Genomic DNA, 19735 nt, shown 5'->3' on the forward strand with positions numbered 1-19735 from the left:
CATGCTATGGAGTGTGGTTCTCACAGGCGTCTGTTTTTAAACGGGCGTGGTTGACAGTCCTAAGAAGGTGCACAAAAAATGATGGTGGACTTACTTCAAATATTTGGTCGGCATTTCTGGGTAAACTTAGTCTTGGCCGTGGCCATGCAGTGGTTCATCACGCTGTGGGTCGGGGTCATTCGGCCACAGAACTGGAAACTGCCACTCAAGTGGATCGGGTGGGGGCTGATTCCAGCCTTCATCGGGGAGTTGTGGGCGCTGCTGATTCCACCAATTAGTGCGCTAACGTACCTGATTCGTCACCGCCGCAAATCAACGCTGATTTTCGTCAACGCCACCATCGTTATCTTCCTCGTGGTGGTATTGATCAACGACGTGTGCCGTCAGGTCTTCATTGAGTTGTGGGGTCTGACCTTTACGGATAGCGTTTCCGGTGTAGCGGCACGCCTGATTTTTCAATTCTTTATTTACTTATTAGTCTCGGTCGGGGTCTCCGGGATGCGAATCCAACCCGGGAATCTGGACGCACTGGAATTCAGCCGCAAAGAACAGTGGACCGTAATGGCGCTACTGGGTAGCCTTGCCGTGTTGGCTGAAATGTCCTCACTGATCATTCACCACCTGCAGATTACGCACGCCATGCTGACCTTTGCCCTGAGTATTGAGCTGGTGATGATCCTGCTAATTACGGTCAGCTTATTTGCCTTTTTACAGAGTTTCTTTCACCGTCAACGGGTGCGCGCCAACTATCAAGAGAGCCTGCTTAAGACGCGCTATGACCGGCGCATGTCTAATCAGGTACGGGCCATTCGGCAATTTAAGCAAAACTATCAAGGGCAGATGCTACGACTCGGCGATTATCTGGAGGCTGAAGACTACGAGGGCTTGGCGGACTATTACCAAACGTTGAGTTCGCGCTGGTCGGCTACCCATCATTTGGTCGGTATCGAAGCCGATGGGTTGCAGCGGTTGAGTGATCCACCGTTAAAGAGTTTGTTGTTTCAGAAACTATTGGCAGCGCAAAATAAAGAGCGCGAAATTCGCCTGGAGATTCCCACGCCCATCAAAACGTTACCCATGAATAGTATTGAACTTTTGCGAATTATGGGAATTCTGCTGGATAACGCGATCGAAGCACCAATTGTTGGCGACAATCCCACAATTTACTGTGCCATTCTGGACTATCCCGATGCCGTCGAGTTGGCCGTTGCCAATCCTGTCTCGCAGGATAATCCGCCGCAGATCAATGCGTTCATGCGAGCGGGTTATACCACTAAGGGGGGCAGTCACGGTCTAGGATTGAGCACGGTCCACGAGATTATCGACCGTACGGAGAATGCCGCGCTACAGATTGCCATTAAGCGCGGTCGGTTGTATTTCACAGTGATTCTGACGAAGCCGGGGAGGTGAGCGCGTGATTACGGTAAATGCAGTTAGTTTTGGCTTGGCAGATTTCTCGCTAGTTTTTTGGTTTGTTTACTTTCAGTATTACTGGTTCCCGCGGTTACACGTGAAGAACTTCCTGCTTTACTGTTCAGTGATGGCTTTAGGCTTCACGGCGATTGATCTGTTGAATCCCTTCACGGCGACTAGTAAAATTCTTGGCATGTTGCCGATCATCGTGCTCTTGGTCTTAGAGGTCGGCCTACTGGCTTTTCAGAATAATTGGCAGTTTTTGCCCGCATTCATTGACGTTTCGATTCTGGCCTATTTATTGACGGAATTCGTGGATATGCTGGTCATTGCCGGCACCATTCGATTGACCAGCGTCCGGTTTGCGGCTAGCGTCTGGGGAACTCTCACGGAAATGACCATCGACAGCGTGATTTTTACGATGGTGGCAATGGGGATCTTGCTCACGCGGGCGCCGATGGAAAACTTGATTCAGTCCATGCTGGGGCGCACCCCAGAGTACCTCTTCCTCATTTTTATGACGGTCCTGGGACTGATATACATTCTCTTCGAATATTCCCTACAGAGTCTAGCGGATTCCGATCATTACCTAATTTTTCTGGCGGGAATTTCTGGGACGCTGCTGGTTGGCTTAACATTGAGTACATACATGCTGATGCAGACCCATTTGCAAGAGGAGCACACACAGCTTCAGACGCAGCAACAGGCCTTTCGGGAGCAGTATACGACCGAACTCAACCGGCAATTGGCCACCGTACGTAAATTCAGTCACGACTACCAAAACATGCTGCTGGGATTGGGCGGCTACTTGGAGGATAAGGACTATGAGGGTTTTCGCCAGCTCTATATCGATATTCGCTCGGGGTGGGAAACCAGCAATGCGGCCGAATTGACGATTGATGACTTGTCCAACATTCCCAGTTCGAGCCTTCGCTACGGACTTTATCACAATTACCTAATGGCACGTGACCAGGGAGTGCAGCTCTTCGTGAAGGTCCCGGAACCGCTGACGGCCACTGTGGCAACGCTTAAGGAAATGACCGCGGCGATCGACAAAACATTGCCACCGATTATTCCGTCGATTAGCCACATCACGCCGTCAATGATCACGTTAGAGTTGGCGGAGACTACGCAGTCGTTGCACCTATCACTGACGTTTCCAGTCCCATTGGACGCCAAGGTCGATGGTAAGAACCGCGTAGTTGCCGAGCGGGGGATGCTAGATTTCTCCAAACTTCAGCGCTCGTTACCGCAAGCCGCGACCTGTACGTTAAAAACCAAGTTGCACTGGGGTCAGTTGCTTATTGCGTTGCCGAAAGGGTAGTTCAACCATTGGAAGTTTCACAAAGTTTGTTTGATGAAAAAATTAACTAAAAAGTAATGTTAGTAATAAGGCTCGTCCTGAAAACGCTTGCAATTCTACTGCCATCTGATATACTGGGACATGTAATACCAATCAATCTTTCAGAGAAGCCCGAATAATCCGGCAGTTTGACGGGTTCTCGACTTTGTGAAAGTAGCTCTTATCGTAAGGATTAGAGTTACCTTTACAGACTGAGCTGGTGTCCAAAACTGGCCCAATCAGGTTGCTCAATAACTACATATTGAGATTATGGCTAAGCTGAGTGAACAGCGTTTTCCTGACTACACCTCGAGGATGTTGCAAAACTCAATGATGCTAGTGGGAACCGGAGTTGGTTACTCCGGTTTTTTTGTATAGAGAGTGGAGCAAACCGTTTAGACTCTGAGCATTAGGGAGCTAAGGGGCTTCTGTTCGGCTTCGCCGGACAGGAGTCACTTAGCTTTCTAAGCGCAGGAGTCTGGTTTGCGGAACTCGTTTCCAAGGCTGCAAATTTCCGGATATTAGGGCGAGAGAAAATCTAGTGAACTAAACCAAAGTGGTAATTAACAAGCTTCGCCGGACAGAAGGCCTTAGATTTCTAAGCGGAAGAACCTGCCTTGCGGAACTCGTTTCCAATCAGAGTGTGAAAGAGGGCGATAGGTCCTGAGCATTAACGTAGATAAGCTCCCGCTTGGCGGAGCCGAGCCGGTGCTTANAATCAGAGTGTGAAAGAGGGCGATAGGTCCTGAGCATTAACGTAGATAAGCTCCCGCTTGGCGGAGCCGAGCCGGTGCTTATCTGGGTTAAGCGCAGGGACCTGCCCGACTGAACACGTTTCGGAGGCCGCAAGTTTTCGGACATCTTGGCGAGAGCCAATTCAATGCTCCAAACTAGAGTGATCACTAGTAGTTACACCAAAATAGTCAGTAATCTCAGTAGTCCCGGTCAACAGGTTTTCAATCCGCAAAGTCAAATCCATGCTGTACGTGTCAACTCCCGCTAACGGAGAACATCCCTACACTTACTACTAATGTAAAAATCCCCAAATGAGTCGCACAAATCCGCCAAATCCAATAAAATCTTAAACATTCCCAATAGTCTCAACCAGCTTACACATCTCTAGGCAAAAAACATCGCGTAACCCCGGCCGCATCCGGAGTTACGCGATGTTTAACTTTATCAAACAATACTAACTTAAGTTGACTACTCCCCAAATCAATAAGATGGCCAACATCCCCGCAAGAATGATTAGGGCTAGTTTTTGTTGCCAGCGCATCAAATCCCCCCTAGCCATATCAACTGACTACAGTATAGCTGGATTCAATGATTAACAACCACAATCGTCCTTATCGTGGAAAAATTGACGTTTACGATTTTGACGATTTAAGGAAGGGTTACTTCCCTGAGAACACGCCGAAATCGGCCGGTATAGGAGCCGTCACGGTCGTTAAAGGGCCATCCATGGCAAATGGCTGTGGGAAGGTCAAACGCCAACAGTGAAGCCGTAAGCGGTCCTGACTGATGGCGGCGTACAGCGGGTCGCCAATCAAGGGATGTCCCGCGGCCGCCAGGTGGACGCGCAGCTGGTGCGTTCGGCCAGTTTCCAGCCAGAGTTTGACCAGTGTGGCGTTGGCTTGGTGATCGACGGCTTCGTAGTGGGTTACGGCGGATTGGGCGTTCAGTCCGTTCACTTGGCGCTTGCGTTTATCCTGAGGATCACGGCCGATGGGGTCGGTAAAGGTGCCACTCCCAGTGAGCTGACCGTGAACCCAGGCCAGATAGGTCCGTTGCACGCGCTTCTCAGCAATGTTACGGACCATGATGGGAACCACGGCAGGCGTCTTGGTCATCATCAGCGCGCCAGTGGTCTCCTGGTCCAATCGACTCAGAATGTAAGGCCCCGGCTGATCATCGCCCAGGTAAGCGGCCACGTGATTCAGGGTGGTTCCGCGCTCACCGGGTTGATTGGGATGGGTCTTACTGCCGCGAGTCTTATTGATGATGAGCAGGTCGGTTGTCTCATAGAGAACCGCGACCGTCGCCGCACTATCTGGGTCTACATCGGGGAAAGGCTCGGCGAAGTCGGCCGGTAGAAAGGTCAGGTGAACGGTGTCGCCGGCTGTGACCAGTTGATTCATCGAGCGGTAGGCACCGTTCACCAGCACGCGTTGGCTGATTCGCAGGTCGTGAATCAAGTGTTTGGGAATCAGCCATGTGCTCAGGAGCTGTCGCAGGGGTAGTGGTGCTTGACTGCTGGGAATGGTGATGGTATAAGTCCAGTCCATGGAAAGCTCCTTTCCAAAAAGTAGGGGTGACTTGAAAATACAGCCTGACCAGACAAAATGACCCACCGCAAAAGCGGCGGGCCATTTTAAGTTAGCTGTTATTTCGTAAGTTCTGGTTTGACAATCAGCACGTCGCAGATAGCGGAACGGCTGACGTAGTTGGTAACTGAGCCGACCATTAACCGTTCAACGGCGGTCAGACCAGTTGAGCCGATCACGATTAATTCTGAACCGTGGTCCGCAGGAAATTCCCGCGCAATAACTGGCTTAGGGTTTCCGAAACGCACGTGAATGCTGACATCGGGAACACCGGCGTTGATGGCCTGTTGCTTCAAGCTTTCCAGCCGGTCTTGAACGTCTTGTGAGAGCTTGTAAATGACATCGCCGCTCACAGCGCCACCATAAGTATCGCTGAATTGGTTAACTTCGAGGACGTTTAAGATATCAAGATGTGTTTGGTTACGTTTAGCGACTTCGATTGCTTTTTCTAAAACTGGTTGGGTTGCCTTAGAACCGTCAACGGGAACCAGAATGTTCTTGTATTGTTGTAACATAAAGAATGCCACCCCTTCACGAGACATGTTGATACTTTACCTATACTATATCATTTATTGGCGAATGTGTAAGCACTTAATTGCACGTCCCGCAGTTAAAGGACGTGAAAAAGCCGCAATTAAGGGGGTTGACGGATTGTAAAAAAATCTGCCGCTCACAATTGAAAATGCGTGGCGATACTTTTTCGCTGATTTGGCCGTAATAGCCAGAAGACGGTAGCCAGTTCGGTGAGGAATTCGATGGTACTAAAACTGATAGTAAATAGGTTGGGTGCAGCCTGAACAACAGAGCCCGTTCCAGCTATGACGATGAAATCATTAGCAAAATGAAGGACAATCGGCCACCATAAGCTACCCGTCCGTAAGTAGATGGCTGCGTACAGGGCACCGAGGGCAAAGGTAAAGCCAACTTGATACAGCGTGGTGGGGAGATCTTGCCGGGCAAGATTCATCAGGTGAGAGAGCCCAAAGAGTAGGCTACTCCAGAAGACGGCGGGTAGGACGTTACCGAATTTGCTCAGGCGAAGGAAACTTTCCAGAATGTAACCACGAATGAGTGTTTCCTCGAAAAGAGCCACGACGGGGGCAACGGCGAGGTCCGTCAGCGTGTGTTGTAGAGACAAGGGCCCCCTGAGCGAGACGGCAAGGGCTAAAAAAGCGAGGTAGAACAACGGCAGGAGGCTGACGCGTAACTGACGGGGAAAGGGTATCCGTGGTCGCCAGAAGAGAGGAGTGTCCAGCCAGAATTGAAGGAGGCCCGCCAATACGAGTAGTGAGAGGCCATCCTCCAGAACATTCTGGAGGTTCGTGTTGAGGTGGTAGGATACCAGGATTCGACGCATAAGCAACATGAAGCCTAGCATACCGATCCATACAAGGAGCGTGGTGAAAATTGACGCACGTTTTATCTTCATCCGGGACAGCTTCTTTCGTTACAGAGTTAGACGCGGTCACGTGGTACGACCATCAGGGCCGTTGCGGCTACGTTGAAGCGGTGTTGCATGACACTGTCGATCTGGCGGGTCAGGTCGTAAATCGTAGCGGCCGTCATCTGCGGATCAACGGCGACAGTGACACTGACCATGATGAGGTTACCGTCGTAGTAGGCTTTAAGGAAGACTACCGAGCGGACTCCTGGGAAGGCGGCAATCTGTTGGCGGTAGCGGTGTTCCAGCTGGGGATCAAAGTAATCGACGAGGTTTAGGCTGCTAGTCCGAAAGATTTTGATCCCGGTATAGAGAATGTAGCAGCCTAGAATCAGACTGGCCAGGCCATCGAGCCAGGTCGCCCGCAACCAAGCTACGCTAATGATGGTCAGAACGGTCACGGCGCTAGTCAACGCATCCGTCAGGGAGTCCCGCGCGGCCGCAGTCAGCGCGGTATTGGCGAGCACCTTAGCCCAGTGGCGGTTGGAGAGCCACAACCCGGTCAGAAGAAACCCGGAAATCAGGGCGCCAACGACAGCAACGCCTTGTTCCAGGTGATAGGTCGGCCGCTGAATCAGGACGAGCAGGGCCTTGTAGATGATATCGGCGGCGATGATCACCATAACCAGGCCGGCAATCAGCGTGTAGATCGTTTCAAAGCGAAAGCGGGATTGCTGGATGCGGGGCCCCAGGGTGGCCTGTTCCTCTTTGGAAATGGGCGCGCCCCAGAGGTCATCGTCCTTGGTTTTGGCGGCAATGTACAGCCCAGTCATGAGGAGACCCGTGGAAAAGATGCCGGAGAGGTTATTGAAGGCGTCGGCTTGGAGTACCTGTGAGTGGCCAACTTGTGCGCAGAAAAACTCCACGGTGAAGAGGCCGAGGTAAATGCTGACGTTTTCCCAGAGGTGATGGTGGGCGCGGCGTAAACGGTCAACGGCGGCGTGTTGAATTTGGTCCCAGTGGGGATTGGCAGTGGTCATGGTAACATCTCCCGTTTAGTTAAAAGTAGCCCTAGTATTGAGCCTAACGGGGGTTAGTGCCATTCTAACGACTAGGTTGGGGAGGTAGGTTAACCGATGGCAGGTGCTATAACAAAATAAATATCGGGGTGGTGTTTCAGCGAAGGAATTTGGTGTCTGGTGGCTAGTGTCCCATGACCTTCAGCGTTATTAAAATGCTTATAAAGGCTGATGTGGCGGGGATTTAATGCTTGGTGTTTGTCAGGCATTCGCGTATAGTGGCGAATACAGAAACTGAAATGGAAGAGAGGGTAGTTGTGGCAGCAGGTATGGCGATTGTGATAGCTGAGGGGGGGAGTGTATCGGCATAGAGATGGCCTGTGTGGTGCTGTTGTCTTACTTAGGGTTAAAGCTAGCGTAGCCGGAGGAGGTCAGGGATGCAGTCAGCTGTGGCGACGGTGTTAGGCCGGGCGGTTGGTTCTCCCCGGTCTTACAACATGGGATGACCTTGAAGACACGTGGGTTTTGCGTGGCTTCAAGGCAAGCCGGAAGCCCGTACTCTGGCTGAAGGCGGTCCCCACAGCAGACGGAATCCCTGGCAGCCGCAGGCGAAAGGCTTTTAACCGTAAGGACAACAAAACCGCCGCCTCCCGAAGGAAGCGACGGTTCCAGTGAACCTAACGCTACATCAGCTTACTTCATGCTTGAAGAAGTTAATGACAGGTTAGTCCAGAAGTTGTTGTTAGCAGCGCCCATGTCAAAGCCCTTAACCCGCTTGTTGACAGGACCCCAGTTGTAACTGAAGGAACCTGGGGCAACGGCAGCTTGTTCGTTCATGTACTTCTGCCATTGCTTGAAGGCCTTAGCACGGTAAGCATCGTTCCAAGCCTTGCTGTTGTTCATGTTAGCCATCAATTGCGTATTCTTCTTGGATACGAAGTGACCCATGTTGTAGGTAGCGTCTTCACCGTACATTTGCGTAGGGGTAGGTTCGGATGATAAGCCCCAGGCAGCGGCGTAGACATCAACCTTGCTTTGCTTTGGTGATTGCAGAGTGGAGTAGAAACTGTTCATTTCCATCGTCTTACCACCGGTAAACTTAACGTTCAAGCCAACCTTGTGCCATTGTTGCAGGTAGTCTTGGTATTCAGCGGCTTGGGCGGAAGTTCCGGTCATGGCACCGAAGTAGATGGTTAACTTCTTGCCATTAGGATCAGTACGCCACTTGCTACCGTCGCGCTTCTTGTAGCCGGCGTCAGTCAGTAACTTGTTAGCCTTCTTGATGTTCAGAGGGTAACCCTTGGCTGAAGAATCCCAGTACTTGCCGAAAATTGGTGGAATCAAGGTGTTGGCACGCCAAGTAACCCCGTTCCCGAACTTCTTGCTGATAGCATCGAGGTTCAAGGCGTACATCATAGCTTGACGCAAGCTCTTGTTGGCCATCTTGCTGTTCTTGTCCATGACGTTCTTTTGCGTCTTGGTGTCGTAGTGACCGACGTTAAAGCCAAAGTAGTCGTATGCCAAGGCTGGTTGACCGACAATCTTGTAGTTCTTGACGTTCTTCAATTGCTTGTAGTCGGTTCCGTGCATGACACTGTTAGGCACCGTGAAGTCGTACTTGTTGGATTGGATAGCCTTGTCGATGTTGTTGGAAGAAACCACGTTGATCGAGATGTGCTTGATTTGTGGTGTCTTGCCATAGTAGTACTTGTTAGGTGACCAAGTCGTGGATTCACCTTCGACCACCTTATCCAGCTTGTAAGGACCCGTGAAGAGGGGGTTCTTCCGAATTTGCTTGGATGAAGCTAACTTAGCAATTGGCACGTTCTTGATGTATTCATAAGGTTCAACAGAACTCCAGATAAATGAGTTACCAACGTACTTCATGGCAGGGGTAACCTTGGTTAAGTGAATAACGGCAGTCCGGCCCTTTTGACCGTCGGGGAAGGTGATCCCAGAGATGGTCTTGGCGTTACCAGTATGGTAGGCAGCCATCCCCTTGATGGCGTTGTAGTCAGCAGAATATTGTTGAGAAGTCGTGTTCTTGTTGGCAATAACTTCGTATGGATATTCAATATCCTTTGCGGTTACAGCGGAACCGTTTGACCACTTGGCATCTTTACGCAAAGTAATCGTAACGGTCTTAGCTTTCCGGTTGATGGTTTCGTTAGCTAACCCACCCTTGATAATCTTGAAGTTCTTGTCGGTATGGAACAGGCTGTTGGTGTTGCCGGGTTGGTCACCACCAGGTGAGAAGACGTCAGCATCTTCAGCGTTGGTCGACAGAACGGGATCGGCAATCCCTTGGAATGGCGCGTCGTTTGGTTCGGCAAGCTTTAATGTACTGTTCTTTGTCGCAGTCTTGTCGGTTGCCTTGGTGTTCTTGTAGGCAGCCTTTAATTGAACGGAAGCACCACTGGTTCCGCTCTTAGAACTGGATGAACTTTTGCTGGAACATGCTGCGAGACTAACGGTTGCGAGGACCGCCATCGCAGACAATGCGAGCTTTTTCTTATCCATACTATGTTTCCCCCTTGATTTTAAAAATCCTCTTATGAGACGGGCGGGTAATTCTCCTCAGGATCACTCGTCATTACTACGCTAGGCTGAAAAGCTACTGTTTGAGTGGCCACCATCTCCTCAAATGGGTTATGACTTTTAAGACTAGTTGACGGAACCTTGCCGTTGTGAGGAATCCGCAGCGCGACGCAGAACTTGGCCAACGTAACTAATTGATAAACAAAGAATAATGATTTCGAGTGCGGCCGGTAACCACGTCCACCAGTACTGCGTGATGTTGTTCGGGTCGTTGGCGTTGGCAATCATGGTCCCTAGGGAAGGCGTCTGACTTGGTAGCCCGAAGCCCAGGTAGGAAAGCCCAGTTTCAACCCCGATGTTCTCGGCGAAGGACAGGGTACAATCCACGATGATCAACGACGAAATGTTGGGCATGATTTCTCTAAAGATGATCTTCCAATGACTGGTCCCGGAAGCTTTAGAGGCGGCCACGTAATCCTTTTCCGACTCGGCTAAGGTCCGTGATCGAATCAGCCGTGATGTTCCTTCCCAGTAGAAGATGGAGAAGATGAACGTTAAGGTGACGGAGTTGTAGTGTGGGATGATGGTAACCAGAACAATGATCATCATGGTCATTGGTAACATCATCATGAAGTCGTAGATCCGTTGCATCCCCCAGTCGATGTAGCCGTTGAAGTACCCGGAAATCAGGCCCCAACAGATCCCGAAGGTGGATGAGATGACCGTCAAGCCAATGGCGATCCCAATTGAGTTCCGTGAACCGACAATCAATTGCTTAGCAACCGAACGGCCAGCGGAATCGGCACCGAGCCAGAAGTCTGCGGTAAAGGGTTGGTTGAAATAACCCATGATGTTGGTTTCCATCATTTTCGGGGTGTTGATGAACAAGGCCCCAATCATCACGAAGAGAATGAAACCGACGATAATAATGAGTGCTGCCATGGCGGGTTTGTCCGCCTTGAATTCACTCCAGATGATTTTAGCCGTCGAAGGGGTGGCTTCCGCCTGAGCCTCTTGAGTCAGCCGGGCTAAATCAGCTGCGGAAATGTCTGAGTGTTGTTCGAAATTTTCTGCCATTCTGTTTTAGCCTCCTTTACTGGATTCGAATTCGTGGATCGACAATGCTGAGAATAATATCTGAAAGTAACGTCCCAATCAGGTTCAAAATCCCGTAAATCAGGACCAGTGCGGTAATAACCGTGTAGTCCCGGAAGCTGATGGAATTCACAAAGAGTAAACCCATCCCGGGGTAAGAGAAGACCGTTTCGGTAAAGATCGATCCGTTTAACAAACCGGTGATCGAGTAACCAGCGAAAGCGGCGATTGGAAGCAAGGAGTTCCGGAAGATGTGGTGACGGTAGATGTCCTTGCTTGGGACCCCCTTGGAACGCGCCGTCCGCACATAGTCGGAATGCTTGGAATCAATCACTTCGGAACGTAAGTACTGGACGATGTTGACGGTCCCGAACAAGGCTCCGAGAAGACCAGGTAATAGAATATGGTAGAAACGCGACCCGAAGGTATGTAGCCAACCGCTTGCGTCTGACGATATTGATCCGGTCGTAGGGAACCAACCCAGAACGTAACCAAAGATCCAGATTCCGATAACTAAGATAACGAAGAAGGGAATACAGTAAGTGACGTAGGTGTAGACCCGGATGATAGTATCGGGTAATTTACCTTCATGCCGACCGGCGTAGACACCCATTGGTAAAGCGAAAGCGTAGGTCAGGATCATGGTGAAGAGGGCCAACCATAAGGTGTTGCCGGCCCGGCCACCGATCAGACGAGTAACGGGTTCCTGGTATTGGTAACTGTTCCCTAAGTCTCCGTGGAACAAGTGAACGACCCAGTTCCAATACTGTTGGTACCAAGGGTCGTACAACCCATTGATTTTCATTAAATGATGAATCTGTGCGGGGTCCGCCTTTGGGTTAATGGAGCCGGTAAACGGGTCACCGGGCATCGCCTTGGCCAAGAGGAAGACCAGAATACTTAGGATAATGACTTCCGGAATCATGATTAAGAAACGCCGTAGAATCGTTTTCCACATTAGGCCTGCACCTCCCCTTCCTGGCTAGCGAGTTGTTGCGCGATAGTTTGTGGTAGGGCCACGGCGTGCGTTGGGGTGACCTGCACCAGAGGGTAGGCCGCACCGTTCTCGTCGTAGTACTTACCCTGTTGGTCTTGGTAGACCTGTTCAACGGCTAACCGAGAAGCCCGGTGGGCCTCACGAGAGTTAACGTCGGTTTCAGGAATAGCAGCCAAGAGACGCTTGGTGTAGATGTGGAGAGGATGGTTATAAATATCATCCCGGGTCCCAATCTCGACCAGTCGACCACGGTTCATGATGGCGATGTTGTTACACATGTGCCGCACGACCCCTAAATCATGGGAAATGAATAAGTAGGAAATACCGAATTCCCGTTGAATCTTCTTCATGAAGTTCAATACCTGTGCTTGAACGGAAAGGTCCAGCGCAGAGACGGGTTCATCGGCGATAATCAGCTTAGGATTGGTAGCCACCGCGCGGGCGACCCCGATCCGTTGCCGCTGTCCACCGGAAAATTGGTGAGGATACTTATAGAGCGCATCGGCATCCAGCCCGACAATGTTTAATAATTGCAAAACCCGTAATTTTTCATCGTCCTTACTGAGATGCTCGAAGTTGCGGAGCGGTTCGGCGATGATGTCTTCGATTCGTTTCCGCGGATTCAAACTGGATAGGGAATCTTGGAAAATCATCTGAACATCGTGGTTGTAATCCAACTTACGCCGGTTCTCGGCTTGGGTGATGTCGAGGCCTTTGTACATAATGGAGCCACTCGTTACCTTTTCCAGCCCCACCACGGATTTCCCCGTGGTGGACTTGCCAGAACCAGATTCGCCAACCAGTCCGTAGGTTTCGCCGGCTTCAATGTTGAAGCTGACACCATCCACGGCCCGGACGGAATCGGTGATCCGATTCCAGAACCCGGAGCGAATGGGGTAGTGGACTTTTAAATCTTTGATTTCGATTAAGCTCATACCGTCACGCTCCCTTGCTCATCTGGAAATTGAAAATGTTTGTAGCAGGTGCAGCGGACTTCGTGGCCCGGTGCGACCTCGTGCATCGTTGGATTTTCTTCGTGAGCCTCGGCAGGGACCCAGGGAATTCGGGGAGCGAACCGGTCACCCTTGGCTGGCATCTTCTGTAAGGAAGGGACGTTACCCTTAATGACGTAGAGGTCATCGTTTTCGTTGTCCCGTTGTGGCATTGACCGCAGTAGGGACCGCGTGTAGGGATGTTCAGGCGTGTTGAAGACCTGTTCGGCTGTCCCTTGTTCGACGATTTGGCCAGCGTACATGACGGCAACTCGGTCGGCCGTTTCAGCAACGACGCCCAAATCATGTGTGATAAGAATGATACCAGCGTGGTTTTCCTTTTGAATGTCGCGTAGTACATCCAGAATCTGTGCTTGGATGGTAACATCCAGTGCCGTGGTGGGTTCATCGGCGATGATTAAGTCTGGCTTGCAGGCAATCGCGATGGCGATGATGACCCGTTGGCGCATCCCACCGGAAAGTTCATGGGGGAATTGACGCGCCGTTCGTTGAGGATTAACGATCCCAACCTGGTTTAACAGTTCAATGACGCGGTTGTGCTTGTCTTCAGCGGATAAGTCGGTGTGATAGTCCATGACTTCGCTGATTTGTTCTTCAATTCGCTTCAATGGATTCAAGGCTGACAGAGGATCTTGGAAGATCATTCCAATCTTAGCGCCTCGGAATTGGTTATAACCTTTTTCATCTAACTTGAGGAGGTCGGTGCCTTCGAAGTCTACTTCGCCGGAAATTTTAGTCTCTGCCGGATCATGGAGACCCATGATGGTAGTGGCCAGGGTACTTTTACCACAACCTGATTCACCAACGATGGCGAGAATTTCGTCGTGTTGGACCTGGAGGTTAATGTGGGAGATGGCGTCGTAGTACTGGCCATTAATTTTGAAAGCCGTGCTGACGTCCTTAATGTTTAGAAAGTTTGATGCGGTTTCCACGGAAATCCCTCCCAATGTTCTAATCTACCTCTCATTTGTAGATGAAGCCTGATGAATAAACGCATTTGCGTATTCAATTCGCTCCTGAACAATAATTGTTTTTGATTATAGTTAATCAAATTCTCATTTACAACCCCTTAATTCTTAAAAGTAGTCATAATTTATTCATAAAATCCTCATAAACTTTGTTATATCAATCTTCTCAGATAACTTATAAAATGATAAAAAATTTAACTTAAATGGTGTAAGTTGGGTAATTTGCTTGCTGAACCAATGATTAACAGGGCTAATGTATACAAACTTTTGAAAAGTTATGCATGTATATTCGAGATGAGAATTTGCTCATTGATTGTCAGAGAACGAGATGTTACGTCACGGAATGTGGTATGATACCAGTATTGATTACAGACTTTTTGAAAGCGATGGCTAGACGATGAGATTAGACTTTTCCGTTGCCGTGCACAGCCTGCTCTACCTGGACGAAAATCGTCCCCGGAAGATTGCGAGCCGCGAACTAGCAACGTCACTACAATTAAATGCGGTGATGATCCGCAATATTCTCTCCGTGTTGCACAAGCAAGGCTACATTGAGGGTTCCGTTGGGAAAAATGGCGGGTACCAATTAATTCGGAGCCTTGATGAAATCAACGTGGGGGAACTTTACGACCTGACGATTCCACCGACAATTAGCTACGCACGGTTCATTACGGGCGATTCTAAGGGCACGAAGGCCACGGACACGACCGACATTTCTGCCAATATTTCGCAAACACTGACGGATCTGTTCACGTTAGCCGATGAGGATTACCGGAAGTTCTATCATCAATTCACGATGACTGACCTCAAACAAGACCTCCACGCTCACGGTTATTTCCGGCGTCTAATTAACGACTAGTTTGTGAGCTAAATGCTACTAAACTTTAGTTAGCGGCGTTATAATAAGGGTACAAACTCGAATGGTGACTAAGGCCACCATTAATAACAGTCATAACCGCCAGGGGTGAACTCTGACGGGGGCTGGATCCACACTATGTTGGGTGTGGATCTTTTTTATAAAAAAGAGTGCGGACCAAGGCGGTTAGACTCTGAGCATTAACGTCAATAAGGATAAAAGCCCGGGTTTGGCTTTTTCCTTATTGGGGTTAAGCGCAGGAGTCTGCCTTGTGGAGCACGTTTCAGCAGTGTAAGGTTGGAGAGAAAGGTTCTGAACCAGTAAAATAGTAGTCTGGATTTTTGGCTTAGTGGGGTTAAGCGCAACCAGCTGCTTTGTGGAGCACGTTTCAGCAATGTGAGATTAGAGGGAAAAGCGCCGAACCAGTGAAAAGTAGTAATCTGGCTTTTTCCTTATTGGGGTTAAGCGCAGGAGTCCGCTTTGTGGAGCACGTTTCGGCAATATGAGGTTGGAGAGAAAGGTTCTGAACCAGTAAAAAATAGTAGTCTGGATTTTTGGCTTAGTGGGGTTAAGCGCAACCAGCTGCCTTGTGGAGCACGTTTCAGCAATATGAGGTTGGAGAGAAAGGTTCTGAACCAGTAAAAAATAGCAGCCTGGCTTCTCGACTCAAATAAAGCACCCCTGAACCAGCGAAAATTTCCACAGAGATAGTTAACCTACCATCCAAATTTCGATGAAAGTAAAATCAACAGTTTCACATAATATAAGTAACTTCATAAATCCCTGCATTACCCAGTCCTTAAGCCGTTTTCACTGCATTAAGATGAGGCAGTTTGCACACTCTTTTCCATTATATTGGCACTAAATTGTAATCGGTTCCAATGCGTGCTATCATTTATCGTAGCCGGGGTCGTTACCCGGCGGTTGGTTAATTCGAAAGGGGTTTTTGAGTTATGTATTGGTATGCCATGAAGTCACATGATATTCGTCACAACTTAGCAACCGAGCAGTACTTAATGAACAATAAGAAGTTCGATGAGCCACTGGTTTTGTTCTACTACGAAGGACCTTGCATCATCGTTGGGCGGAATCAAAACACGTTGGAAGAAATCAATCAAAAATACGTGGAGGAAAATGACATCACGGTCACCCGTCGGTTATCGGGTGGTGGTGCGGTCTATCAAGATCTCGGCAATCTTTGCTTTAGCTTCGTGGTTGATAGCGACAGTGAAGAATTTGGCGATTTCAAATCCTTTGTTCAACCCATCGTGGACGCCTTGCACGCCATGGGGGCCAAGACGGCGGAAGTTTCCGGCCGAAATGACATCTTAGTTGATGGCAAGAAGTTCTCGGGGAACGCGATGTACTCACACAGCGGTAAGACCTTCTCTCATGGGACGTTGATGCTCGACGTGGACCAAAATGTGATTGCTCACACGCTGAATGTGCCAGAAGACAAGATGAAGTCGAAGGGCATCAAGTCTGTTCGTTCACGGGTCACGAACCTAAAGCCTTACTTGGCACCAGAATATCAAAATCTGACGGTACCCGAATTCAGAGATACCTTGCTGAAAGAATTGTTCCACGTGGACAGTCTCGATGCGATTGCTGACAAGGAAGTTCAGATTGCCGACAGCGAAAAGGCAGCTATCGATAAAATCTTTAACGAGTACTACGCTAACTGGGATTGGGTCTACGGCAATTCTCCTGAATTTACGGTCAAGAAGCGGCAACACTTCACGGCTGGGACCATCGATGCACGGTTGTTGGTCGACAATGGGAAGATTGAAAATATCAAATTCTACGGTGACTTCTTTGGGCCAAGTGATGCCACGGAATTGGCAGATCAACTCAAGGGTGTGCGCTACGACCGCGAACATGTGGGGGCTGTCTTGAACAGCGTCAACACGCAGTTGTACTTCAACGGGATTGATACCAAGGACGTGCTGGACCTGTTAGTCGATTAATTATCGTCTAAGATTAGTGGATTTGCTGATTTTATAGGCTAGATACGTTAGAATAGAAAATGAAATTGACGAAAGCGTGGTCGATTGGGGCCACGCTTTTAATTACTTAGCACTTATTGAGGAGTTTAATTCTAAATGAAAGATCGTAACGTGATTTCCTGGGCCATCATCTCGATGTTTGGTTTCCTAGTGATTAATTTTCTGATGTCCCGGACGTTTGTCGGTTTGGCCACGTCCATGAGTGAGTTTTGGCGGTCCACCTTCTTGGCAATCGCCCTGTATGCGGTGACCATTGTGTTGGCAGCATTGGACTGGAAGCCTTCGTTTTACCTGATGGGGCTGGTCATTGCGCTCTACACGCTGTCTCTGATTAGCGTGCTGATCACGATGTGGAGCTACGACAAGGCAACCTTCATGATTCGGGTGTTGATGTCGGCGGGGAGTATCGCCGTGATGGTGATCAACGCCTACTGGTTAGTTCTTGCGCTACGGTTACGGAAGCGCGAGCGAGATAAACGCGACCGGGAAAGATTTCGGCATCAAAACGAGGTGGATAAATGAAGCGAGAAGTACAGACGTTTATTGACGCAGTAGCGGATGATAAACTGGAACATTTCACAGCGGAGACCACGCAAGCGAAGTTCTTTGCGGATCCAGATGGCGTGATGGTTCCGTTGGCGGATTTCATCCGGCAACAGATCAGTGCGGACAAGTTGGCGCAAGCTGAGTTAAACGTGACCGATACGGAGGTTTCCGTGCGGTTGGAACTGAGCGTGATTAACTTGCCATTGCAGGATACCAAGACCATCGGTAAGATCATGGAAACGGACGAAGAACGTGAGCTCAACGTCTATGCTGTGATTGAAACGCCAGACATCAACGTTTCTGGTCTGCGAATTGATGCATTGGCACCGGCCGCGACCTATGTGGATCAGGCTGCTACGGCTGATCAAAGTCTGCATGACTGGTTAGGTCTGCAGATTGAAAAGCTTCAAGCCGCTGCGACCAATAAAGAAGAGACTGATGTAAAGAAGAAATAACCTTGCGTTGGGACAATGGCTGTGGTAGTATTGTCTCTATGCGATGAGTCGAGAAATCACGCGTTCCTTGCTTGCAAGGGGCGTCCGCGCAAGCGGCTAGGTGAATTTGTCAGCAGGGCACATATGTCACCGTATTGTGACGTGTCTGATTTTGAGGGAATGTGGATTCCGAGATAAATCCATTCGTTTCGACGAATGCTGTGTGAAAAACGTCTGATTGGCCTTTGGCCGATTGGGCGTTTTTTTTGCGCTCATGGCAGTAGTTATTTTGTAAGAAATAAGTTTATGGGTGCGGACCTAATCGCTTTGATTTTAGTTTTTCCAAATTGTAAGCGGTTAATTTTATAGTGTTAACGAAATACTTCGAAATTATATAATCTCTTTGATAGAGCGCCCCTTCTATATTGCTGGCTAATTTAATAGCCATATAAATTAAGGCTATTGACCACATTGATAAATATGTGGTATCTTTTATCATTAAATTAATGTTATAGTTTTTACATAGAAAAAACTAATAAATGAAGGCGATAAATAAAGGGGAAAATAATTTATGAAGAAGTGGTATAAAGGACTCTTGGCTTTAGCGGTTGTATTGAGCGTTGGCGTGGGTTGGAACCTCATTTGGTCGATGAGTAGCCACCAAAAGAACACGTTGTCACCGAGTACATCAGTTAGGGCGGCTGTGGTGAAACGCGTCAAGACCAGTGAGATGACCCATGTTAGGACAACGTCTCAGGCCAATCCTGCCGATAATCAGCTTGATTATCAGGTACAGTCTAAGCCGATTAAATACGTTCGGGCGAAGACCATGATTCGCCGCTACGAAGACGTTAACCTGACGAAGGTTGTGCAGGCTTACCAGCAGGGGACGGTCTTCACGGTTAAGGGCTGGGACTATGCCCACACGGCTTCTGGTACCAAGCGCTACAAGGTGGTTGGTGGCTACATTACTGCCAACAGTAAATACGTCACGGCGATTCAATAGATTTCCCCGGAGGCTGCCAGCAATGGTGGCTTTTGATTTCCCACAATTGCCCACGAAAACCCGTCGGTAACACCGTTCAGCCATTGTTCCCACTGGCTAATCATTATATACTAGCCTTGTGAGGGGCGATGACCTATGGGAAAGAATACCAAGCAACGGCTTTCGGCGGCGCTCGTGACCCAGTTACAGCGGACGCCGGTCGACAAGATTACGATCAAATCGATCGTTGATGCCTGTGACCTGACACGGCAGACCTTTTATAATCATTTCAGTGACATCTACGAGCTAGTTGAGTGGACGGCTAAGGAGGCCACGGCGGAATCACTCAAGAACGTCGCGGATTATGACAATTGGCAACACGGCTTCTACAATGTGATGGTGACCATCAAGGCCAATCGTTATCTGGTGGAGAATACCTATCAGTCGGCGTACCGTGACCTGCTGGAGAAGTACATCTACGCCGTGCTTTACCGGTACATCATAGCCGTTGTTGAGCGCCAAGCAGTGGGCATGCAAGTGGCGCAGAAGCACAAGGACTTTATTGCACATTTCTATAGTCTGGCCTTCATTGCGTTGATCTTCGAGTGGGTCAAGGACGGACTCAAAGAGGATCCCGGCGACATCGTTGAACAGACCGGCGTGCTGATTCAGGGAGACTTTAAAAAGGCATTACATAAATACGCGGAGTAGGCGTCGGACTCAATCTTTGAAATCACGTTGCCGCCAACTTATCTGGTGAAGAACAAACTAAACTGAATTTTTACATTCCCAGCGAGCTGTCAAAATCTTGACAACCC

General features: G+C 49.2%; 17 protein-coding genes. 8 read left to right on the forward strand and 9 right to left on the reverse strand.

Annotated elements, in window-relative coordinates; genetic code table 11:
* Nucleotides 1-78: 78 nt before the first annotated feature.
* Complete coding sequence (locus tag FD07_RS00620) at nt 79-1410, forward strand: GHKL domain-containing protein (protein ID WP_020089086.1); 1332 nt, start codon at nt 79-81, stop codon at nt 1408-1410.
* 4 nt (nt 1411-1414) lie between these two features.
* Nucleotides 1415-2737 carry a hypothetical protein gene (locus tag FD07_RS00625; protein WP_020089087.1) on the forward strand — a complete coding sequence of 441 codons (1323 nt, stop codon included), beginning with the start codon at nt 1415-1417 and terminating at the stop codon, nt 2735-2737.
* A 1412-nt stretch (nt 2738-4149) separates the two neighbouring features.
* On the opposite strand, the gene FD07_RS00630 is transcribed toward FD07_RS00625, so the two are convergent.
* The 9 genes from FD07_RS00630 to FD07_RS00670 all read right to left on the reverse strand — a co-directional run bounded on the left by FD07_RS00630 (nt 4150) and on the right by FD07_RS00670 (nt 14054).
* Nucleotides 4150-5040, reverse strand: coding sequence for an RluA family pseudouridine synthase (locus FD07_RS00630; protein ID WP_020089088.1), 891 nt, complete (start codon nt 5038-5040; stop codon nt 4150-4152).
* Nucleotides 5041-5138: 98 nt separating this feature from the next.
* Nucleotides 5139-5594 carry a universal stress protein gene (locus FD07_RS00635; protein ID WP_020089089.1) on the reverse strand — a complete coding sequence of 152 codons (456 nt, stop codon included), beginning with the start codon at nt 5592-5594 and terminating at the stop codon, nt 5139-5141.
* A 155-nt stretch (nt 5595-5749) separates the two neighbouring features.
* The gene (locus FD07_RS00640) at nt 5750-6508 is read right to left on the reverse strand and encodes a CPBP family intramembrane glutamic endopeptidase (protein ID WP_020089090.1); all 759 of its coding nucleotides are present in this window, start codon (nt 6506-6508) and stop codon (nt 5750-5752) included.
* A gap of 26 nt (nt 6509-6534) precedes the next feature.
* The gene (locus FD07_RS00645; RefSeq protein ID WP_020089091.1) at nt 6535-7500 is read right to left on the reverse strand and encodes a cation diffusion facilitator family transporter; all 966 of its coding nucleotides are present in this window, start codon (nt 7498-7500) and stop codon (nt 6535-6537) included.
* A 672-nt stretch (nt 7501-8172) separates the two neighbouring features.
* Nucleotides 8173-9999 (reverse strand): oligopeptide ABC transporter substrate-binding protein, encoded by a 1827-nt coding sequence (locus FD07_RS00650; RefSeq protein WP_020089092.1) that lies wholly within the window; start codon nt 9997-9999, stop codon nt 8173-8175.
* Between the two features lie 144 nt (nt 10000-10143).
* On the reverse strand, nt 10144-11094 hold the full coding sequence (locus FD07_RS00655; RefSeq protein WP_020089093.1) for an ABC transporter permease: 951 nt from the start codon (nt 11092-11094) through the stop codon (nt 10144-10146).
* 16 nt (nt 11095-11110) lie between these two features.
* Entirely contained in the window at nt 11111-12070 is a 960-nt protein-coding gene (locus tag FD07_RS00660; RefSeq protein ID WP_020089094.1) for an ABC transporter permease, read from the reverse strand.
* On the reverse strand, nt 12070-13044 hold the full coding sequence (locus tag FD07_RS00665) for an ATP-binding cassette domain-containing protein (protein WP_020089095.1): 975 nt from the start codon (nt 13042-13044) through the stop codon (nt 12070-12072). The genes FD07_RS00660 and FD07_RS00665 overlap by 1 nt, the downstream gene beginning before the upstream one ends.
* Entirely contained in the window at nt 13041-14054 is a 1014-nt protein-coding gene (locus FD07_RS00670) for an ABC transporter ATP-binding protein (RefSeq protein ID WP_020089096.1), read from the reverse strand. The genes FD07_RS00665 and FD07_RS00670 overlap by 4 nt, the downstream gene beginning before the upstream one ends.
* Nucleotides 14055-14487: 433 nt before the next feature.
* On the opposite strand from FD07_RS00670, the gene FD07_RS00675 reads away from it, so the two are divergent.
* From FD07_RS00675 to FD07_RS00700, 6 genes are all read left to right on the forward strand, one after another.
* Nucleotides 14488-14949, forward strand: coding sequence for an RrF2 family transcriptional regulator (locus FD07_RS00675; protein ID WP_020089097.1), 462 nt, complete (start codon nt 14488-14490; stop codon nt 14947-14949).
* A 950-nt stretch (nt 14950-15899) separates the two neighbouring features.
* Nucleotides 15900-16913, forward strand: coding sequence for a lipoate--protein ligase (locus FD07_RS00680; RefSeq protein WP_020089098.1), 1014 nt, complete (start codon nt 15900-15902; stop codon nt 16911-16913).
* A 135-nt stretch (nt 16914-17048) separates the two neighbouring features.
* Nucleotides 17049-17474 (forward strand): hypothetical protein, encoded by a 426-nt coding sequence (locus tag FD07_RS00685; RefSeq protein WP_020089099.1) that lies wholly within the window; start codon nt 17049-17051, stop codon nt 17472-17474.
* On the forward strand, nt 17471-17953 hold the full coding sequence (locus FD07_RS00690; RefSeq protein ID WP_020089100.1) for a hypothetical protein: 483 nt from the start codon (nt 17471-17473) through the stop codon (nt 17951-17953). Before FD07_RS00685 ends, FD07_RS00690 begins: the two co-directional genes overlap by 4 nt.
* Before the next feature lie 550 nt (nt 17954-18503).
* Nucleotides 18504-18938 (forward strand): DUF5776 domain-containing protein, encoded by a 435-nt coding sequence (locus FD07_RS00695; protein WP_020089101.1) that lies wholly within the window; start codon nt 18504-18506, stop codon nt 18936-18938.
* A gap of 135 nt (nt 18939-19073) precedes the next feature.
* A complete protein-coding gene (locus FD07_RS00700; protein WP_020089103.1) occupies nt 19074-19628 on the forward strand; it encodes a TetR-like C-terminal domain-containing protein in 555 nt (184 codons plus the stop codon).
* Nucleotides 19629-19735: the final 107 nt, after the last annotated feature.

Source organism: Levilactobacillus parabrevis ATCC 53295 (assembly GCF_001434055.1).
Lineage (GTDB): Bacteria > Bacillota > Bacilli > Lactobacillales > Lactobacillaceae > Levilactobacillus > Levilactobacillus parabrevis.

What these genes read in the sequence shown, in the direction of transcription:
- FD07_RS00655 (WP_020089093.1), bottom strand. Translation starts at nt 11,094, where the DNA reads ATGGCAGAAAATTTCGAACAACACTCAGACATTTCCGCAGCTGATTTA.
- FD07_RS00685 (WP_020089099.1), top strand. Translation starts at nt 17,049, where the DNA reads ATGAAAGATCGTAACGTGATTTCCTGGGCCATCATCTCGATGTTTGGT.
- FD07_RS00645 (WP_020089091.1), bottom strand. Translation starts at nt 7,500, where the DNA reads ATGACCACTGCCAATCCCCACTGGGACCAAATTCAACACGCCGCCGTT.
- FD07_RS00690 (WP_020089100.1), top strand. Translation starts at nt 17,471, where the DNA reads ATGAAGCGAGAAGTACAGACGTTTATTGACGCAGTAGCGGATGATAAA.
- FD07_RS00640 (WP_020089090.1), bottom strand. Translation starts at nt 6,508, where the DNA reads ATGAAGATAAAACGTGCGTCAATTTTCACCACGCTCCTTGTATGGATC.
- FD07_RS00620 (WP_020089086.1), top strand. Translation starts at nt 79, where the DNA reads ATGATGGTGGACTTACTTCAAATATTTGGTCGGCATTTCTGGGTAAAC.
- FD07_RS00665 (WP_020089095.1), bottom strand. Translation starts at nt 13,044, where the DNA reads ATGAGCTTAATCGAAATCAAAGATTTAAAAGTCCACTACCCCATTCGC.
- FD07_RS00650 (WP_020089092.1), bottom strand. Translation starts at nt 9,999, where the DNA reads ATGGATAAGAAAAAGCTCGCATTGTCTGCGATGGCGGTCCTCGCAACC.
- FD07_RS00675 (WP_020089097.1), top strand. Translation starts at nt 14,488, where the DNA reads ATGAGATTAGACTTTTCCGTTGCCGTGCACAGCCTGCTCTACCTGGAC.
- FD07_RS00700 (WP_020089103.1), top strand. Translation starts at nt 19,074, where the DNA reads ATGGGAAAGAATACCAAGCAACGGCTTTCGGCGGCGCTCGTGACCCAG.
- FD07_RS00635 (WP_020089089.1), bottom strand. Translation starts at nt 5,594, where the DNA reads ATGTTACAACAATACAAGAACATTCTGGTTCCCGTTGACGGTTCTAAG.
- FD07_RS00680 (WP_020089098.1), top strand. Translation starts at nt 15,900, where the DNA reads ATGTATTGGTATGCCATGAAGTCACATGATATTCGTCACAACTTAGCA.
- FD07_RS00630 (WP_020089088.1), bottom strand. Translation starts at nt 5,040, where the DNA reads ATGGACTGGACTTATACCATCACCATTCCCAGCAGTCAAGCACCACTA.
- FD07_RS00660 (WP_020089094.1), bottom strand. Translation starts at nt 12,070, where the DNA reads ATGTGGAAAACGATTCTACGGCGTTTCTTAATCATGATTCCGGAAGTC.
- FD07_RS00695 (WP_020089101.1), top strand. Translation starts at nt 18,504, where the DNA reads ATGAAGAAGTGGTATAAAGGACTCTTGGCTTTAGCGGTTGTATTGAGC.